Source organism: Micromonospora rhizosphaerae, assembly GCF_900091465.1.
Classification (GTDB): domain Bacteria; phylum Actinomycetota; class Actinomycetes; order Mycobacteriales; family Micromonosporaceae; genus Micromonospora; species Micromonospora rhizosphaerae.
Window position 1 is genome coordinate 58,612 of record NZ_FMHV01000002.1, and the last position, 18,212, is coordinate 76,823.

Here is an 18,212-nt window from a genome sequence, read left to right on the forward strand (position 1 = left end):
ATGAGCGGCGGCAATCTGGTCGTCATCGGCAACGGCATGGTGGGGCAGCGCTTCGTCGAGGCGCTGCGCGCCCGGGACCACGACCGGCGCTGGCGGGTGACGGTGCTCGCCGAGGAGCGCCGGCCGGCGTACGACCGGGTGCGGCTCTCGGCGTTCTTCGACGGGGTGGACGCCGACGAGCTGAACCTGCACACCCCGGACGACGGGGTGGAGCTGCGCCTCGGCGAGCCGGCCATCGGCATCGACCGGGCGCGGCGGGTGGTGACCACGGCGGCCGGCGAGCACCCGTACGACGCGCTGGTGCTGGCCACCGGGTCGTACCCCTTCGTGCCGCCGGTCGACGGCGCGGGCCTGCCCGGGGTCTTCGTCTATCGGACGCTGGACGACCTGGCGGCGATCCGGGAGCATGCCCGGGTCCGGCGCACCGGCGCGGTGATCGGCGGCGGGCTGCTCGGGCTGGAGGCGGCGAACGCGCTACGGCTGCTCGGCCTGGCCACCCACGTGGTCGAGTTCGCGCCCCGGCTGATGCCGGTGCAGGTGGACGAGGCGGGCGGGGCGATGCTCCGCCGGCACGTCGAGGAGCTGGGGGTGACCACCCACCTCGGGGCCGCCACCACCACGATCCGCCCCGGCCCGGACGGCATGGTCGCCGCGCTGGACCTCTCCGACGGCAGCACCATCGACGCCGAGCTGGTGGTGGTGGCCGCGGGCATCCGGCCCCGCGACGAGCTGGCCCGGGCCGCCGGCCTGGCGCTCGGCCCGCGCGGCGGGGTGCTGGTCGACGCGACCTGCCGCAGCGACGACGAGCGGATCTGGGCGGTCGGCGAGTGCGCGGCGGTGGACGGCACCTGCCATGGCCTGGTCGCCCCCGGATACGCGATGGCCGAGGTGGTCGCCGACCGGCTGCTCGGCGGCCCGGCCACCTTCCCCGGAGCGGACACCGCCACCAAGCTCAAGCTGCTCGGCGTGGACGTGGCCTCCTTCGGCGACGCACACGGCGCCACCCCGGGGTGTCTCGACGTCACCTTCACCGACCCGGCCACCCGCACGTACGCGAAGCTGGTCCTCTCCGACGACGCGCGGACGCTGCTCGGCGGCGTGCTGGTCGGCGACGCGAGCGCCTACCCGACGCTGCGGGCCAGCGTCGGCGGGCCGCTGCCCGCTCCCCCGCTGGCGCTGCTGGCGCCGGCCGGCGGGGCGGACGCCGGCGCGCTGCCCGGCGCCGCGCAGGTCTGCTCCTGCAACGCGGTGACCCGGGCGGAGATCGATGCGGCGATCGCCGGCGGCGCCCACGACGTGCCGGCGTTGAAGGCCTGCACCCGGGCCGGCACCAGCTGCGGCTCCTGCGTGCCGATGCTGAAGCAGCTCCTCGACGCGGCCGGGGTTGAGCAGTCCACCGCGCTCTGCGAGCATTTCGACCTGAGCCGGCGGGAGCTCTTCGAGGTCGTCCGGGTCCGTGGCACCCGCACCTTCTCCCGCCTGGTCGCGGAGCACGGGCGGGGCCGCGGCTGCGACATCTGCAAGCCGGTGGTCGCCTCGATCCTCGCCTCGCTCGGCACCGGCCACGTGCTCGACGGCGGGCAGGCCTCGCTGCAGGACACCAACGACCACTTCCTGGCCAACCTGCAACGCGACGGCAGCTACTCGGTGGTGCCCCGGATCCCCGGCGGCGAGATCACCCCGGAGAAGCTGATCGTCATCGGCGAGGTAGCCCGGGACTTCCGGCTCTACACCAAGATCACCGGCGGGCAGCGGATCGACCTGTTCGGCGCCCGGGTCGAGCAGCTGCCGCAGATCTGGCGCCGGCTGGTCGAGGCCGGCTTCGAGTCCGGCCACGCGTACGGCAAGGCGCTGCGGACGGTGAAGTCCTGCGTCGGTGAGACCTGGTGCCGGTACGGGGTGCAGGACTCGGTCGGCCTGGCCATCGCCCTGGAGCTGCGCTACCGGGGGTTGCGCGCCCCACACAAGATCAAGTCGGCGGTCTCCGGCTGCGCCCGCGAGTGCGCCGAGGCACGCAGCAAGGACTTCGGGATCATCGCCACCGAGTCCGGCTGGAACCTCTACGTCGGCGGCAACGGCGGCTTCCGGCCCCGGCACGCCGACCTCTTCGCCTCCGACCTGAGCACCGAGGAGCTGGTCCGCTACGTCGACCGGTTCCTGATGTTCTACATCCGCACCGCCGACCGCCTGCAGCGCACCGCCGCCTGGATCGAGGCGATGGAGGACGGCCTCGACCACCTGCGCGCGGTCATCGTGGACGACGCGCTCGGGCTCTGCGCCGAACTCGACGCGGCGATGGCCCGGCACGTGGCGTCCTACTCGGACGAGTGGCGCGACGTCCTCGACGACCCGGACCGGCTGCGCCGGTTCACCTCCTTCGTCAACGCCCCGGACGTGCCGGACCCGTCGATCACCTTCGCGATGGAGCGGGGGCAGCCGGTGCCCGCCGGCCGCTCCCGACCGCCGGCCGCGAGCCCGGCGCGGGCCGAGGGCGCCGGTGCCGCGTCCGCCCGCCGCCGCCAGCCGGTCGCGCTCGGCCTTCCGGAGGTACGCCGATGAGCCCCACGGCGACGCTGTCCTGGACCCCGGTCTGCCCCCTGGACCGGCTGGAGCCCGACCGGGGCGTCGCCGCACTGGTCGACGGCGTGCAGGTGGCGCTCTTCGCGACCGGCGGCGAGCTGTTCGCGGTCGACAACCTGGACCCGGTCGGCGGCGCGTACGTGATGTCCCGCGGCATCGTGGGCAGTCGCGGCGCGATGCCGACGCTCGCCTCCCCGCTGCACAAGCAGGTCTACGACCTGCGGACCGGGCGGTGCCTGGACCTGCCCGACGTGACGCTGCGTCGGCACGAGACGCGCTGCCGGGACGGGCTGGTCGAGGTGCGGCTGCGACAGGAGGTGTGATGCGCGACGAACTGGCCGGCTTCACCATCGGGGTGACCGCCGACCGGCGGCGCGACGAGCTGGCCGCGCTGCTGCAACGGCGCGGCGCCCGGGTGGTCCTCGCCCCGGCCCTGCGGATCGTGCCGCTGGCCGACGACACCGACCTGCGCGCGGCCACCCGCGCCTGCCTCGACCGCCCGCCGGACATCCTGATGGCCAACACCGGCATCGGGATGCGGGGCTGGCTGGAGGCGGCCGAGGGGTGGGGGCTGGCCGAACCGCTGCGCTCGGTGCTCTCGCAGGCCTACGTGGTGACCCGCGGCCCGAAGGCGCGCGGCGCGATCCGGGCCGCCGGTCTGCACGACCAGTGGTCCCCGGCCTCGGAGAGCTGCGACGAGGTGGTCGAGCACCTGCGCCGGCGCGGGGTGGCCGGGCAGGTCATCGCCGTGCAGCTGCACGGCGAGCGGCAGCCGGAGTGCACCGCGGCGCTGGAAGAGGCCGGGGCCACGGTGATCGAGGTGCCGGTCTACCGCTGGGCCCCGCCGACCGACCCGGCCCCGCTGCACCGGCTCATCGACCTGGTCGCCGGCCGGCTGGTGGACGCGGTCACGTTCACCTCCGCCCCCGCGGCGGAGGCGCTGCTGCGGGCGGCCGGGGACCGTACCGAGACGGTGCTGGCGGCGCTGCGGAGTGACGTGCTGGCCAGCTGCGTCGGCCCGGTCACCTCGGAACCGCTGGTCCGGCGCGGAGTCCCGGTGAGCGCCCCGAACCGGGCGCGGCTCGGGGCCCTGGTCCGCACGATCGTCGACGAGCTGCCGCGCCGGACGACGACCATCAAGGCGGCGGGTCACCTGCTGACCCTGCGCGGGCACGCGGCGGTGGTCGACGGGGAGCTGCGCCCGCTCGCCCCCGCGCCGATGGCCGTGCTTCGGGCGCTGGCCGGGTCCCCGGGCCGGGTGCTCTCCCGGACCGCCCTGCTGCGGGTGCTGCCGCGCGGCGCCGACGAGCACGCGGTGGAGATGGCGGTGGCCCGGCTCCGCGCCGGGCTGCGGGCGCCACGGGTGGTGCAGACCGTGGTCAAGCGCGGCTACCGCCTCCGGATCGACTGAGGCCGGGGCTCTGCGGCGAGGTCGCGGCCCGCCGAGTCGGGTTCAGGCGACCGGGGCCGGGTGGCCGCGGTCGTGCTCGGCCTGGAGGCGGAGCATGGCGTGCTCGACGACGGTCACCAGCACCTGCTTGACCGACTCCCGCTGCCGGGCGTCGCACATCACCAGCGGCACGTCCGACGGGATCGCCAGCGCCTCGCGCACCTCCTCCAGCTCGTACCGCGGCGCGCCGTCGAACCGGTTGAGCGCCACCACGTACGGCAGATTGCGATTTTCGAAGTAGTCCAGCGGGGCGAAGGCGTCGGTGATCCGTCGGGTGTCGACCAGGACAGCCGCGCCCACCGCGCCCCGGATGATCTCGTCCCACATGAACCAGAAGCGGGTCTGGCCCGGCGTGCCGAACAGGTAGAGGATCAGGTCCTGGGCCATGGTGATCCGGCCGAAGTCCATGGCGACGGTCGTGGTCTCCTTGCCGGGCACCTTCGACGGGTCGTCGATGCCCACGCCCGCCGCGGTCATCAGCGCCTCGGTGGTCAGCGGAGTGATCTCGGAGATCGCGCCGACCAGGGTCGTCTTACCCACGCCGAAGCCGCCCGCGACCACGATCTTCGCGGAGATGATCTCCTGGCTGCTGCGCGCCCCGGAGCGGTCATAGTTCGCGAAGTCCACTTAGCACCCTTCCAAGCAGGTTCATTCGCTCCGCGAACCCGACGGCGGGAGCGGCGGTGTGTAGCGTCAGCAGGCCCTCGGCCAGCATGTCGGCGACCAGCACCCGGGCGACGCCCAGCGGCATCCGGGTGTACGCGGCGATCTCCGCCAGCGACTGTGCCCGGCCCTCGCAGACCGTGGCGATGCGGTACTTGTCGTGCCCGGCGAACCGCGACTCGGCCTGCTGCGTGGGAGTGCACGACAGCACCGCCTCCAGCGCGATGTCCCGCAGGGGCTCGGTGCGGCCAAGGGTGACCGCGTATGGCCGCACCAGCGCCCCACGCGGGTCCCGCCGTTGGTCCATGTCGCGATCACCTCCTTCCGTACGGAGCCGGGTCGGCTCCGATCACCTCGTCCCGCCGGCGCCGGCTCAGGAACGGACGGTGTCCCGCGGCAGTGGGACCAGGGCGGCGCCCACCCGCTCCACCAGCAGCGCCATCTCGTAACCCACCTGGCCGACGTCGCAGCTGCGGGCGGCGAGCACCGCCATCGACGAGCCGTCGCTGATCGACATCAGGAACAGGTAGCCGCTGTCCATCTCGATCACGGTCTGGAGCACGCCGCCGGCGCTGAACATCCGCGCGGCGCCCTCGGTCAGACTCACCACGCCGGACGTGATCGCGGCGAGCTGGTCCGCCCGGTCCGCGGGCAGGTCGCGGGAGGAGGCGAGCAGCAGCCCGTCCGCGGACACCGCCACCACGTGGGCGATGCCCGCCACGCTGTCGGCGAAGTTGGTGAGCAGCCAACCCATGTCCTGCATGGCCGCTGGCCTGTTCATCGGTTCGTCTCCTTGATCGAGGTGCTGTTCAGGTCCGCGCCGGCCGACCGGCCGCGCTGCACACCGCGGTGGTAGGCCGACAGCAGGCCACGTACTTCGTCCGGCGTGCGCCGGCTGGGTGCCCGGCCGTCCTTCGGCTCGATGCCGCCGGGCACGAGCTGGGCCTGCGGCACCCGCTTCGGCAGGCCGGACCGGGTGGTGCCGCCGGTGGTGGGCTCGGCGGCCCGCATCGCCCGCGACCACCCCTCGTCGGCCGCCGTCCGCCAGGCGTCCGCGTCCGCCCCCGACGGCGCCGAGACCGGCGGCACGGGCGGGGGCACGGCCGCGGCGGGCGGCGGGGGGTACGACGGCGGTGGCGGCTGCGACGCCACGCCGGCCGCCTGCGGGGTACGGGTCGGCAGCGGCGGAAGCGGCGCCGCGGCGACCGGCTCCTGCGCGGCGGGGACGGGTTCGTCGTCGAACCGGGGCCGGGTGAAGATCGCCGTGGCGTCCTCGCCGTGGGAGCGGAACCAGACGGCCTCCATCTCCCGGAAGATCGGCGCCTCCGCCGGCTGCTCCGACCGGGCGACCGGCGGGGCCACCGGTGCGGCCGGCGCGGGGTCGGCCGTGGTCGGGGTGGCCGGGCCGGCAACCGGACCGACGGGGGGCACGGGATCGGCCGGGGCCGACGGGGCGGCACCGCCCGGGGCCCGCTTGGGCAACGGCGGGAGGGTGGGGCGCGCGATGCTGGGGGTACCCGCCGAGAGACCGCCACCGGCGGCGGGGGCCAGCTGCGTCGGCGACGGGGGCGCGGCCGGCGTGGTGGTCGCGGGCAGGCTCGGCAGCGCGCCCGTCGCGCCGCCCACCTGCACAGACGGACCGGTGTCGCGCGCCTCGGCCGCCCCCTGCCAGCGGGCGGGCGTCGGCGCCGAGGTGCGCCACTGGTCGGTCAGGGTGGCCGCGGCGGTACGCCCGGTGCCGGCCAGCGGGTCGGCGTGGCCGACCGGGGTCAGCGGCGCCTGCTCGACCGCCATCGGCTGGCGGGGCCGGGTCAGGGGGACCTGGTCGCGGCCCAGGATCGCCGGCAATACCACGGTGGAGTTCGGCAGGGTCACCTGGGCGACCGTCCCGCCCTCGACGTTGCGGCGCAGTTCCACCCGGATGCCGTAGCGGGAGGCGAGCCGGCTCACCACGGCCAGACCCATCAGCCGGAACGCCGCCACGTCCACCGTCGGCGGGGCGGCGAGCCGCCGGTTCAGCGAGTCGAGCTGCTCATCGGTCAGGCCGAGTCCGCGGTCCTCCACCTGGATCAGCACGTAGTCCCGGATCCGCCGGCCGTCGGCCACCACCGTGGTGTTCGGCGGCGAGAACCGGGTGGCGTTGTCCAGCAGCTCGGCAACCAGGCGGACCACGTCGTTGACCGCGTGCGCGGCGACCGAGATGTCGGTGTCGACGGTGCCGAACTCGATCCGGTTGTAGAGCTCGACCTCGGACTGGGCGGCCCGCAGCACGTCCACCAGGAGCGCGTCGTCCCGACGCGGCACGGCCGAGTCGGCGCCGGCCAGCACCAGCAGGTTCTCGTCGTTGCGGCGCATCCGGGTGGCCAGGTGGTCGAGTTCGAAGAGCTGGGCGAGGCGCTTCGGGTCCTCCTCGCCGCGCTCGATCGCGTCCAGCTCGCCGATCATCCGGTCGACCAGGTTCTGACTGCGCCGGGCCAGGTTGAGGAACATCGCCGCGACGCTGGTGCGGAGTGCCGCCTGCTCGGCCGCCACCCGGACGGCCTCCCGGTGGACCACGTTGAAGGCCAGCGCCACCTGGCCGACCTCGTCCCGGTTGCTCAGCTTGATCGGGTCCCGGACCTGCTGCACGATCTCGTCCACCCCGCCGTCGCCGATGGCGCCGACGCTCTGCAGGCGGCTGACCGCCTCCGGCAGGTCATGGTTGGCCACCGCCAGGGCACCCTCGCGCAGCCGGCGCAGCGAGTGGTTCAGCGACCGGGCGAGGACCACGGCCAGCGTCACCGCGATGATCAGCGTGAGCAGCACCAGCGCCGTCTCGATGGCCGCCTGCCGGATGACCTCGGTGCGCGCCGCGTCGGCCTCGGCGAGCAGCCGGTCCTGGAGCCGGATCTCCGCCCACCGCATCAGATCGTCCACCGCGCCGATGGCGTCAGCGACGTCGTCCCGGGTGACCAGCGGGCGCTGGCCGACCGAGCGGGACAAGTCGTTCGCGACCCGGTCGGCGAGCACCACCGCGTCACCGGAGACGGTGCTGTCCACCACGGCCCGCTGGTCCGGCTCGGCGGTGCGCGAGAAGTCGAGCAGCGCCTCCTGCTGACCGGTCAGGGTGGCGACGAAGGAGGAGTACTGCTCCTCGTCGAGCCGGCCGGAGGCCAGCGCGGTGAAGGCCACCGCCTGCTCCTCCGCGACGGCCGCCTTGGCGCGGGCGAACGCGGCCACCGCTCGCCGGGCGTCCGCCAGGCTCTCCCCGCCCGGCTGCTGGGCGAGCGTGTCGCCGTACGCGACGAGGTCGGCGAGGATGATGCCGTAGCGCAGGCTGGCCTCGGCCACCGCCATCTGCTGCCGGTCGAGCACTTCCTGCCGGGTGCCGTTCAGCGTCGCCAGGTGGTCGTCGATGACCTTGAGCCGGTCGCGGACCGAGGCCGGCAGGTCCTCGAGCCGTCCCCGCTCGTCGCGGTACGCCGCGATCCGCTCCTCGGTGCGGCGGACCCGTAGGTTGTAGTCGTCCGGCTTCTGGTTGGGCGCGGCCAGGTAGGCGGCCGCCGCCATCCGTTCCTTGTGCAGGTCCTGGGTCAGCGCGGAGATGTCGATGGAGAGCGCGGTGAGCGACCGGATCCGGGTGGCGTCGTAGGCGCCCTCGCCGACCGAGACGAGTCGGACCGCCGCCAGTGCGATGACGGCCGCGACCGGCACGACCAGGATGAGAGCGAGCTTGGACCGGATCCGCGCGTCCCGGAGCCGGGGCAGCCGCCGTCGCCGGTTGCGCTGGTCCGCGCGGGCCTCGGGCAGGGTCGTAGGTCCGGTGCTCACGACATCGCCTCCGTCGTTTCTTCCACGCCTGACCCGCCGACTCGTGCCTGGTGCGGCGGGCAGCGCCACGCGCGGCACGGCCGCGATTTCATCAGAGATGACCCTGTTTGGGAAGCCGCAGTCGGGCAGGAAACGGTCGGAGGGCACCCAAGCCGAGATTCGCTCAACTAGTACCTTCAATTCTCCAAGCCCCCTGAACAGGGGATGTACGTCCAGAGTGGCCGGTCGCTTAGCCGAGGCGAGGACTCGTAAACATTCGATGCCCCCAACATGTGGGATGAGTGTCCCGAAACGGCTCCCGCTCCGCGCTTGACCACAGGGCCCGGCATTGGCAAGGTTTTGCAGGCTTCGCGCACACCGTACGGCAGACCGACCCCGTTTCTCTACTGAGGACGGACAAGGGGCGGTGATCGGGCAGCGCCCGCGCCACACTTGGAGGACTGAGTTGAGCCCCATCCGCTCCGCGAGCCTCGCGGCGCTCGCATCGGCCGTGCTGGCCACCACGCTCACCGGCTGCCAGTTCGGCGGGGATCAGCGGGACACGAGCCGCATCGTGATCGCCGCGGACCTCGAACTCTCCGGCGCCTCCGCAGCGGTCGGCAAGGTTTACCAGCGGGCGCTGGAACTGAAGGTCGAGCAGTTGAACTCCTCGGGCGCACTGGGCGGCCGGAAGATCGAGCTCAAGGTTAAGGACAACCGCTCCGACGCCAGCGAATCGTTGCGCAACATCAACGATTTCAGCAACGACTCCCACGTCAGTGCCATCATCATGGGCGGCTGCAACGAATGCGCGGTGGGTGCGGTCCGCACCATCGACGAGAAGCGTATTCCGACGATCGCGCTCGCCTCGGCCGGCGCCATCACCGATCCGGTCGCCCAACGCAGGTACGTCTTCAAGCTGGCCCCGAACGCGGCCGACAACGCGGCCGCGCTGACCGTCGAGCTGACCCGGCGCAACATCCGCAAGGTGGCCCTGCTGCACGGCGCCGACAACTACGGCCAGGAGGGGCTGACCGCGCTGCGCGGCCAGTTCGGCAAGGCCGGCATCCGGCTGCTCGACGCCGAGGCGGTACGCCCCACCGACACCGACGTCAGCGGCCAGGTGACGCAGCTGGTCGAGAACAGCCCCCAGGCGCTGGTCGTCTGGACCCCGCCGGAGCAGGCGGCGCTCGCGGTCGACAACGCGCGGCGGGACCGCTTCACCGGGTCGTTCTTCTTCGACGCCTCCGCGGCGGGCGAACTCTTCCTCGGCGGCGCGGCCCGGTCCGCGGAGCAGACCACGCTGGTCTTCACCCAGACCATGGTGATCGACGACGTCATCGCCACCACCCCGGCCAAGGCCGCCCGGCGGCAGTGGTTCCAGGACTACACCGCCCGCTTCGGCGGTTACCACGGTTTCTCGTCGTTCGCCGCGGACGCCGTACAGCTCATCGCCGACGCCGAGCTGCGCGCGGGCGCGGGGTCCGGGACGGTGAACCGGAAGGTCCTGCGCGACGTCCTGGAGACCGCGCAGCTCGACGGGCTCTCCGGGCCGATCCGGATGACCCCGGACAACCACTCCGGGCTGATGCCGCAGGCGTTGACGACGTTGGTGGCGCGGGGTGGGCGTTGGCACCTGGCCCAAGGGCGCATCCCTAAGAGCTCCTAGTATTGGAGGCGGCGTCAGCAGATGCTGGCGCAGGGGAGGGCGAGGAGCGCTTCGTGGATGTCGTCGCGGATCTCCCAGCGGATGCGGACGCGGCGGAACCAGTGCAGCAGGGCGATGGTCTGCTCGACCACCCAGCGTCGGATGCCGAGGCCGGAGCCGTGGCCGGCGCCGCGTCGGGGCGATGACATTGGTCGCCGGCGTCCGTGATGACGTGGTGTTTCGAGCCGGGCGGCGGCGGCTGACCGGGCTCGGGCCGGTTTTCGGCCGCCCTTGCACCAGACCCAGCACCAGCTGTCCGGCCGCCATCGACAACGGCAGACCATCACGGGCCTCGGCCGCCTGTGCCCAAGTCAACTCCGGCGTAACAGCGCGGGCCGACGACAGCTGAGTCAGGATCTGTTCGTCCATAGCGGACAAAAGCCGCCACGCAGTCGGATCCGACGCCACCGCCCCTGCACAGCTCCACCTGATCCCGCAGCACCGCCAGATCCGCGATCGCCCCACCACCGTCGGCGATCCTCGGAGGGGCACCGGTAGCCAGGCTAGCGGTAGTAAACGACGCCGTCCGGCTTTGCGTTGCCGGTACAGGTAACGCCGCGATAGCCGAAACTGCCACCAGTGTTGCTGCTAAAGCCACCAGAGCTGATGGTTCCGTCGTACCAATAGGTATATGTATCCCGGCGTGAATAGACCCTGACACTCACCGGCAGGTAGTTCACGTAGGAATCGATGGCTTCCAAACTGAAGTTGCGCCAGTAATAGACGCAAGCCGACGTGCTGCCCGAGTAAACCTTGAGCCACCAGAAGTTGGCGCCCTCGTACAAGCAGAGCTTTCCGCTGGGGCAACCTCCAACTGCCATCGCGGGCGATGCAGTGGCGTTCAGACCGCATGCGGCCACAGCGGCCGTTACCAAGGCCCTCGCCAGTACGCGCTTGAGCATCAAGCTAGCTCACTCCCTTCGCGACAGCGATGATCTTAAGAGTTTGAATGAGTCTAGAGCACAGACTCGTCCGTCCGCTGCCCCTACCTTGGTGGTCCCTCGCCGCCGGCCCCCCGGCTTTGTGATCTCGGGTGTTTACGGACGCCGGCCGGTCCACTGTCGACGTTGCTGTCTTGCGGTGGTTACCTGGCTGAGGTGGTGGCTTTTACCCAGGGGAGGGTTAGGCGTTCCACGAGGGTCAGGGCGGCGTAGAGGAGGATGCTCATCAGCGCGATCAGCACGATCGCCGCCCAGGCCGTCGCGGTGTCGCCGACGCCGTTGTACTGCAGGATCTGGTAGCCCAGACCGGGCTTGTCCGAGTAGAACTCCCCGATCACGGCGCCGATCGCGGCGAGCGGCATCGCCACCTTCAATCCGACGAAGATCTGCGGGAGGGCGGCCGGGAAGCGGACCTTGCGGAACGACTGCCACCGCGAGGCGTTCAGCGACCGGGCCAGCTCGGCCAGGTCCACCGGGGTGGTGGTGAGGCCGGTCGCGGTGGAGAGCACGATCGGGAAGAAGCAGAGCAGGAAGACCATGGTCAGGATGGGCTTCTCACCCCAGCCCACCGCGACCACCAGCAGCGGGCCGAAAGCGATCTTCGGCACCGCGTTGATCGCCACCAGCAGCGGCGCGAACATCCGCTCGGCCCGCCGGGAGGCGGCCAGCGCCAACCCGATCAGCACGCCGACGACCGAGGAGAGCAGGAAGCCGAGCAGGGTCATCAGGGTGGTGGCCCCCAACGCCGGCAGCAGCACGTCACTCGTCCGGGTCAACGCGCTCCAGACCACCTGCGGCGGCGGGAGGGACGCCGGGTGGACCAGGTGCAGACCCGAGGTGACCAACCACCAGATCGCCACCGCGATCAGCAGTCCGAGCGCCGGCAGCGCCACCGCCGCGGGGCGTATGCGGCCCCGGCGCGGCACGGCCGCCTCCGGCGCGGCCTGGTCCGGTGCCGGCGACCCGGTCAACTCCGTCAAGGTGTCCTCCTCTCCTCGGCCAGCCCGACGACCGGCAGGAAAGGGGGTGCGCCCCACCGGAAGCCGGTGGGGGCACCCCCGGGTCCGAGCCGAGCGGTCAGGCCTTCGGCGCGAGGTTGAAGTCGATGATCTGGTCCGGGGTGAGGTTCTGCTTGAGCGCGCCCGCGCCCTGCAGCAGGGCGATGCTCTTGGCGACCCGGCCGCTGTCCAGGGTGCCCAGCGCGGTGCCCGAGTTGCTGGACCGGACGTACCCGGCCATCAGCTGCAGCTCCTGAGCGGCCGCCGTCGAAACGGTGGCGGGCACCTGCTTCTTCAGGATGTCCGCCGCCTCCTGCGGGTTGGCCAGCGCGTACTCCAGGCCCTTGAGCAGCGCCGCGGTGAACCGCTTGACCATCTCCGGCTTCTCCTTCGCGATCTTCGTGGAGGTGATCAGCACGTTGCCGTAGAGGTCCTGCATCACGTTGCTGTAGGGCAGCAGAACCGGCTTCTTCTTGGTCACCGCCTCGACGGTGGGCTGGCCGACCACGAACTGGCCGATGCCGTCGACCGCGCCGGAGGCGAGCGTGCCCATCAGGGTCTGCGGCTCACCGTTGACCCAGGTCACCTTGCTGGCGTCCACGCCGGCCAGCCGGGCGTACGTCGGGAAGAGGTTGCGCACGACCGAGGTGGGGGTGTCGGCGAGCCGCTTTCCCTCCAGATCCTTCGGCGTCGCGATGTTCTTGCCCTCGACGGAGACGATGGCGGCCATGGTGCGCTGCTGGATCGCCGCGACCGCGACGAAGTCCTTGGCCTGGCCGTTGCCGAGCTGGAGCAGGCCACCGGTCAGGTCGATCGGGCCGAAGTCGGCCTGGCCGCCGACGACGGTCTGGATGACGGAGCCGGTGCCCTGGCCGGGCTTGATCTCCACGTCGAATCCGGCGTCCTTGAAAAAGCCCTTCTCCTTCGCCACCCAGGCGTAGGAGTCGCGACCGAAGTTGCCGAAGGACGTGAGGTACGTCACCTTCTCCAGCGCCGCGCCCTTCGCGCCCTTCGCGTCGTCGGACTTGTCCGAGCCGCTGCTGCACCCGGAGGTCAGAGCGAGGGCGGAAGCGAGCGCGACGGCGGCGACCGTACGGGTCAGCCTTCTCATCAGTGCACCATGTCCTTTCCGACCAGGTCATACCACCCGGACGGGTCGTGGGTCCGACGGTGCCGGCAGGAGGGGAAGCCGACCGGACCGTCGCAAGGGGACTCTTCGCGGGCACAGCGTACGAGAAGGCCGGCATTGCCACGCCAGGCGTATCGGTTGCGGAACGGAAACGAAGTTGCGTAACGGAAACCGACAGTCGTCCACCCCGGACGGTGCTATAGGGACATTCGCCGGTTACCCTTGCCGGGCTCGCGATCGTCGGGCAGGAGGGGGGCCGGCGGGGATGATCCGACTGTCCGGAGTGTCCCGCACCTTCGACGGCCGCGCCGGCCGGGTCGAGGCGCTGCGCGGCATCGACCTCGACGTCGCCGACGGCGAGTTCGTCGCCGTCCTCGGCCGCTCCGGCTGCGGCAAGTCCACCCTGCTCCGGATGATCGCCGGGCTGCTGCCGGTCAGCGAGGGTGAGATCACCGTCGCCGGCACGCCGATTACCCGGCCGCGCCGGGACATCGCCATGCTGTTCCAGCGCCCGGCCCTGCTGCCCTGGCGCTCGGTGCTGGACAACGTCCTGCTCCCGGTCGAGATCTTCGGGTGGAGCCGGGCGAAGCACCGGGAGCGCGCGCGGGAGCTGCTGGACCTCGCCGGGCTGGGCGGCTTCGAGAAGCGCCTGCCGCACGAACTCTCCGGCGGCATGCAGCAGCGGGTCTCGCTGTGCCGGTCGCTGATCGGCGAGCCGCGGGTGATGCTGATGGACGAGCCGTTCTCCGCACTCGACGCGCTGACCCGGGAGGAGCTCTCCGGCGAGCTGCAGCGGGTGCACATGGAGACCGGGGCCACCATCGTCTTCGTCACCCACTCGATCGACGAGGCGGTGCTGCTCGCCGACCGGGTGGTCGTGCTCAGCCCCCGCCCCGGTCGGATCCGCAAGGTGGTCGAGGTGGACATCCCCCGGCCGCGCACCCTCGGCCGCAACGCCCACCTCGCCGAGGTGGCCCGGGTCAGCGCCGACCTGCACGAGCTGCTGATGGAACGGGACGCCGCCGAGGCCGACCGGACGGACTCGCCGGCCCGGGCCGGCGCGGGAGGGCGGTGACCATGCGGGTGTCGGTCTTCACCGAGCCGCACCGGGGGGCCAGCTACGACGACCAGCTCCGGTTCGCCCGGCTGGTCGAGGCGGGCGGGTTCGAGGGCTTCTTCCGGGCCGACCACTACCAGTCGATGGGCGACGACCGCGGCCTGCCCGGCCCGACCGACGCCTGGCTGACGCTGGCCGCGCTGGCCCGGGAGACCACCCGGATCCGGCTCGGGACGCTGGTCAGCTCGGCCACCTTCCGGCTGCCCGGGCCGCTGGCCGTGATGGTGGCCCAGGTCGACCAGATGAGCGGCGGCCGGGTCGAGCTGGGCATCGGCGCCGGCTGGTACGAGCGCGAGCACACCTCGTACGGCATCCCCTTCCCCCGCGTCGGCGAGCGGTTCGACCGACTGGCCGAGCAGCTCGAGATCATCACCGGGCTGTGGCGCACCCCGCCCGGCGAGACCTACACCTTCGTTGGCGACCACTACCGGCTGGTGGACGCGCCCGCGCTACCGAAGCCGGTGCAGCGGCCCGGCCCGCCGGTGATCGTCGGCGGCCGCGGCCCGAAGCGCACGCCGGAGCTGGCCGCCCGGTACGCCGACGAGTTCAACATGCCGTTCAAGACCGTCGTCGAGACGGCCGCCGCGTACGAGCGGGTGAGCGAGGCGTGCCAGCGCACCGGTCGTACGGAGTCGGGGCGGGCGCCGCTGGTGCTCTCCGCCGGGGTGGTGGTGGCGATCGGGCGTACCGACGCGGAGGCGCAGCGGCGGGCCGCGCCGCTGCACGTCAAGAGCGCCCTGCCGCCGGAGGACCCGGTGGTCGGCTCCCCCGCGCAGCTGGTCGATCGGCTCGGCGAGTTCGCCGCCATCGGCGCCACCCGGGTGCACCTGCGCCTGATCGACTTCGCCGACCTCGACCACCTGGAGCTCATCGCCGCCGAGGTGCTCCCCCGACTGGACGGAAGCCGATGACCGAGGTGCGGGACGGGACCGAGCTGGGCCCGGTGGGTCAGGAGATCGTCTACGAGAACGACCGGGTGCGGGTCTGGCACATCCGGCTGAAGCCCGGCGAGCGGCAGCCGCTGCACCGGCACGACCATCCTTACCTGGTGATCGCCGTGCAGGGGGCGAAGAACGTGGTGCAGACGATCGACGGCACCCGGATCGACGCCGACGAGCCCACCGGCGGCGTCGTCTACCGCGACCCGGGTGCGGTGCACACGCTCACCAACGTCGGGGACACCACCTATCTGGCGCGCCTGGTCGAGCTGAAATAGCCCAGGTCGGAGGCGGGCTGCCGCGCACCCGTGTGCCAAGGTGGCAATCGGGCGCACCGGGCCGTAACGTGCCGACATGGCCTTTCGGACGTGGGGCAGGCTGCTGCTCACGGCGCTCGGGGTGAGCGTGCTGGCCGGGGCCGGCCAGCTCGGCATCGCGTACGGGTTCGGCATCGTACGCCTCAACGACGTGTTCACCGACGGCTCGGTCAACCACTGGCCGGCTCAGCTCGTCTGGGTGGGCTGGTTCGCGGCGGTCGCCGCGGTGGCCGGCGCGGTCCTCACCGAACGTCTCGCCCGCCGGATCGGGTTCCCGGGCGGCCCGGGGGAACCGCTCGCGGTCGCCGGCGCCGCCGCGCTGGGCGCGACCGTCGTCGCACCGCTGTGCATGCAGCCCGCCCGGTCCGCCGAGCTCCCCACGGCGGACCCGGTGTGGGCGGTCGGCATCTGCGCGATCCTCGGTGCGGTGGTCGGCGCCGCGGCCGCGCTGGCCGTACTGCTGAAGCCCCCGCTGGGCTGGAACATCGCGATGACGGGTGGGCTCGTCTGGCTGCTCGCGCTCGTCTCGGAGGCACCGTCGCTCGCGTCCACCGGGCCGCTGCCCACGGTACGGCTCGGCGTCCTGGAACCGTCGTGGCTGGACGCGGCGGCCGCGCAGCGCCTGACCATGTTGATCCTGCCCGCGACGGCCCTGCTCGCCGGCGTGGCGGTCGGCGCGCTGGCTCGCTGGCGCGGTGAGACCCCGGTGATCGGTGGCGCGGCCGGCGCGGCGGGGCCGGTCCTGGTGGCGTTCGCTTACCTGACCGCCGGCCCCGGCGACCCGGTCGACCGCTACCAACTGGCGCCCTACTACGGCGCCCTGATGGCGGTCGCCGCCGGCGCGCTCGGCTCGACGGCCGCCGCCGTGCTGCGGCGCCGGCCGGCCGCGGCGGCCGTCACCGACGCCATCGAGCCGACCGACATCCTCCAGCCCCTCCCGGTGGGCCCCGCTCCCACGCCGACCACTGCGGCGGCGCGGGACGCGTTGACCACGGTGGACCGGGCGAGCAACGCGTCGTCCGTCATCGACGACCGGTCCTTCGCCGACGACCCCGTCCCCGGCGTCCCGGCCCCCGCCTCGACCACCGACGACCACGCCCGCGGCTCCGGGGACCGCGCCTCCCGCGCCAAGCACGCCGTCTCCAAAGATGAACAGCGCGCGGACACCGCCGGCGACGCGACGGCGAGCGGCGCGGCGCTGAGCGGCCCGACGGTGAGCGCCCCGGCGCTGAGCAACGCGACGGTGAACACCCCGACGGTGAGCAGCCCGACGGTGAATGGCCCGATGACCTCCGGCGGCGACGAGGAGCGGTCGGCCTCCGCCGTCGGGGCCGACGTGGCGGATCCGCTGAGCGAGTGGGACGCCGAGGATGCAACGGGCAGCCTGCTGGCACCGACCGGGCTACCGACGGCCAGGCGGATCTCGGCCATCGACGTGCTCGCCGCCGGTCGGCCTCTCGCGACCCCGGGATCCGGTACGCCTCCCGCGACCCCGCCGCCGGGATCCGGTACGCCTCCCGAGACGGACGAGCCGGTGTCCCGTTCCGGGACCGTGACGGGCGACTCCCGCACCAAGCCGCCGGCGTCCGTGACGACCCCCGGGACCGGTGCACCCGCAGCGAAATCCACGGCGCCGGCCCCCGCGGCATCGAGTCCCGGCTCGCCGACCGGGTTGCCGGAGTCCGGCCCGGCCTCCCCCAGGCCGGTCCCCGCATCGCCGCCCGTGCGGGCGAAGCGGGCCCGCAAATCCCGCACGGCCGACGCCAGCGCGCCGGCCGGCCCCGCCACCGAACCGGCACCGGCACCGGCCGACACCGCGCCAGAGCCGGGGGGCCGCCACACCGTGCCGGAATCCCGCATCGCTCCCGGCGCGGATCCCGTTGACGCACCGCCGCCCGCCGCCCATCCGGACGCCAGCGGGTCGCCCGGCGGCCCCCTGAACCGCCCGGCGGGACGCGGCCACCCGACCCGGCCCCGGGCCCCGGAGGTCGAGGATGAGGCGGATCGGCGCGGCGAAGTCCGACCGGCCTGGCCGATCGCGCCCGCGCCGGCTCGGCCGACCGCGCCGCGCAGGGGTGCGACGCCGGACGTCACCGCGGACGGCGCCGGCAGCGGCACGCCGGCCGAGCGCCGCCCGCGCCCCCGGCACCGCGCCTTGCCCGACCTGGGACGCTCCCCGAACTGGGACTCCTTCGGCAACGCCGCCGGGCCGGACGCGCCCGTCCCGCCGGCCGCCAGCCGGGTCGCCGGCGCGCCCGCCGGTCAACGGATCGCGGCCCACGAGGGCGACGACGCTGCCGAGACGACCGACCCGAGCCGGTCCACGGCCGGCGCAAGCGCGGACGGAGACACCGGAGAGTCCCGGCAGCGGCGCGGCCTGTTCCGCCGGAACCGGGCCAAGGGTGGTGCGGAGAGCACGACGGGCGCGCGAGAACCGGAGCCGGCGCACGACGAGGAGTACCTCGACTGGGTCACCGGTCTGGGCCGCCCGGCCGCGGACGCCGACTCGGAGGACAAGCGTTCCCTGCGCACCGGGCGTCACCACCGCGACTGACCCGCCGACCGGTCCGACCGCCAGGCCG

Annotated in this window: 15 protein-coding genes and 1 pseudogene; 8 read left to right on the forward strand and 8 right to left on the reverse strand. The window is 73.2% G+C overall.

Translation table 11 applies throughout. From position 1 onward, the window contains the following. The 3 genes from nirB to GA0070624_RS00325 are packed head-to-tail and all read left to right on the forward strand — an operon-like array spanning window position 1 to window position 3,991. Window positions 1–2,559 (forward strand): nitrite reductase large subunit NirB, encoded by a 2,559-nt coding sequence (nirB, locus tag GA0070624_RS00315; protein WP_091335548.1) that lies wholly within the window; start codon window positions 1–3, stop codon window positions 2,557–2,559. Next, complete coding sequence (nirD, locus tag GA0070624_RS00320) at window positions 2,556–2,903, forward strand: nitrite reductase small subunit NirD (protein WP_091335551.1); 348 nt, start codon at window positions 2,556–2,558, stop codon at window positions 2,901–2,903. The genes nirB and nirD overlap by 4 nt, the downstream gene beginning before the upstream one ends. Further along, a complete protein-coding gene (locus GA0070624_RS00325) occupies window positions 2,903–3,991 on the forward strand; it encodes a uroporphyrinogen-III synthase (RefSeq protein WP_091335554.1) in 1,089 nt (362 codons plus the stop codon). Before nirD ends, GA0070624_RS00325 begins: the two co-directional genes overlap by 1 nt. A gap of 42 nt (window positions 3,992–4,033) precedes the next feature. On the opposite strand, the gene GA0070624_RS00330 is transcribed toward GA0070624_RS00325, so the two are convergent. The 4 genes from GA0070624_RS00330 to GA0070624_RS00345 all read right to left on the reverse strand — a co-directional run bounded on the left by GA0070624_RS00330 (window position 4,034) and on the right by GA0070624_RS00345 (window position 8,503). Continuing rightward, window positions 4,034–4,657, reverse strand: coding sequence for a GTP-binding protein (locus GA0070624_RS00330; RefSeq protein ID WP_091335557.1), 624 nt, complete (start codon window positions 4,655–4,657; stop codon window positions 4,034–4,036). After that, window positions 4,638–5,000, reverse strand: a complete 363-nt coding sequence (locus GA0070624_RS00335; RefSeq protein WP_091335560.1) for a DUF742 domain-containing protein — start codon at window positions 4,998–5,000, stop codon at window positions 4,638–4,640. Before GA0070624_RS00335 ends, GA0070624_RS00330 begins: the two co-directional genes overlap by 20 nt. A 66-nt stretch (window positions 5,001–5,066) precedes the next feature. Continuing rightward, window positions 5,067–5,474, reverse strand: a complete 408-nt coding sequence (locus tag GA0070624_RS00340) for a roadblock/LC7 domain-containing protein (protein WP_091335563.1) — start codon at window positions 5,472–5,474, stop codon at window positions 5,067–5,069. After that, on the reverse strand, window positions 5,471–8,503 hold the full coding sequence (locus GA0070624_RS00345; protein ID WP_091335567.1) for a sensor histidine kinase: 3,033 nt from the start codon (window positions 8,501–8,503) through the stop codon (window positions 5,471–5,473). The genes GA0070624_RS00340 and GA0070624_RS00345 overlap by 4 nt, the downstream gene beginning before the upstream one ends. Before the next feature lie 445 nt (window positions 8,504–8,948). Here GA0070624_RS00345 and GA0070624_RS00350 point away from each other — a divergent pair, with 445 nt between their 5' ends. Next, entirely contained in the window at window positions 8,949–10,151 is a 1,203-nt protein-coding gene (locus tag GA0070624_RS00350; RefSeq protein WP_091335570.1) for an ABC transporter substrate-binding protein, read from the forward strand. Window positions 10,152–10,165: 14 nt separating this feature from the next. Here GA0070624_RS00350 and GA0070624_RS00355 read toward each other — a convergent pair. The 4 genes and pseudogenes from GA0070624_RS00355 to GA0070624_RS00370 form a co-directional block, all read right to left on the reverse strand. Next, window positions 10,166–10,327 (reverse strand): annotated as a pseudogene (locus GA0070624_RS00355) (IS5/IS1182 family transposase); the annotation flags it as partial. Window positions 10,328–10,693: 366 nt separating this feature from the next. Then, window positions 10,694–11,095, reverse strand: coding sequence for a hypothetical protein (locus GA0070624_RS00360; RefSeq protein ID WP_218105089.1), 402 nt, complete (start codon window positions 11,093–11,095; stop codon window positions 10,694–10,696). A 179-nt stretch (window positions 11,096–11,274) separates the two neighbouring features. Further along, a complete protein-coding gene (locus tag GA0070624_RS00365; RefSeq protein WP_176731539.1) occupies window positions 11,275–12,111 on the reverse strand; it encodes an ABC transporter permease in 837 nt (278 codons plus the stop codon). A gap of 97 nt (window positions 12,112–12,208) precedes the next feature. Beyond that, the gene (locus GA0070624_RS00370) at window positions 12,209–13,240 is read right to left on the reverse strand and encodes an ABC transporter substrate-binding protein (protein ID WP_091335576.1); all 1,032 of its coding nucleotides are present in this window, start codon (window positions 13,238–13,240) and stop codon (window positions 12,209–12,211) included. A 283-nt stretch (window positions 13,241–13,523) separates the two neighbouring features. On the opposite strand from GA0070624_RS00370, the gene GA0070624_RS00375 reads away from it, so the two are divergent. The 4 genes from GA0070624_RS00375 (at window position 13,524) to GA0070624_RS00390 (ending at window position 18,184) form a co-directional block, all read left to right on the forward strand. Then, complete coding sequence (locus tag GA0070624_RS00375; RefSeq protein ID WP_091335579.1) at window positions 13,524–14,333, forward strand: ABC transporter ATP-binding protein; 810 nt, start codon at window positions 13,524–13,526, stop codon at window positions 14,331–14,333. 2 nt (window positions 14,334–14,335) lie between these two features. Then, window positions 14,336–15,286 (forward strand): LLM class F420-dependent oxidoreductase, encoded by a 951-nt coding sequence (locus tag GA0070624_RS00380; RefSeq protein WP_091347847.1) that lies wholly within the window; start codon window positions 14,336–14,338, stop codon window positions 15,284–15,286. Then, the gene (locus GA0070624_RS00385; RefSeq protein ID WP_091335582.1) at window positions 15,283–15,591 is read left to right on the forward strand and encodes a cupin domain-containing protein; all 309 of its coding nucleotides are present in this window, start codon (window positions 15,283–15,285) and stop codon (window positions 15,589–15,591) included. The genes GA0070624_RS00380 and GA0070624_RS00385 overlap by 4 nt, the downstream gene beginning before the upstream one ends. Window positions 15,592–15,667: 76 nt before the next feature. Continuing rightward, window positions 15,668–18,184, forward strand: a complete 2,517-nt coding sequence (locus GA0070624_RS00390) for a hypothetical protein (protein WP_091335585.1) — start codon at window positions 15,668–15,670, stop codon at window positions 18,182–18,184. Window positions 18,185–18,212: the final 28 nt, after the last annotated feature.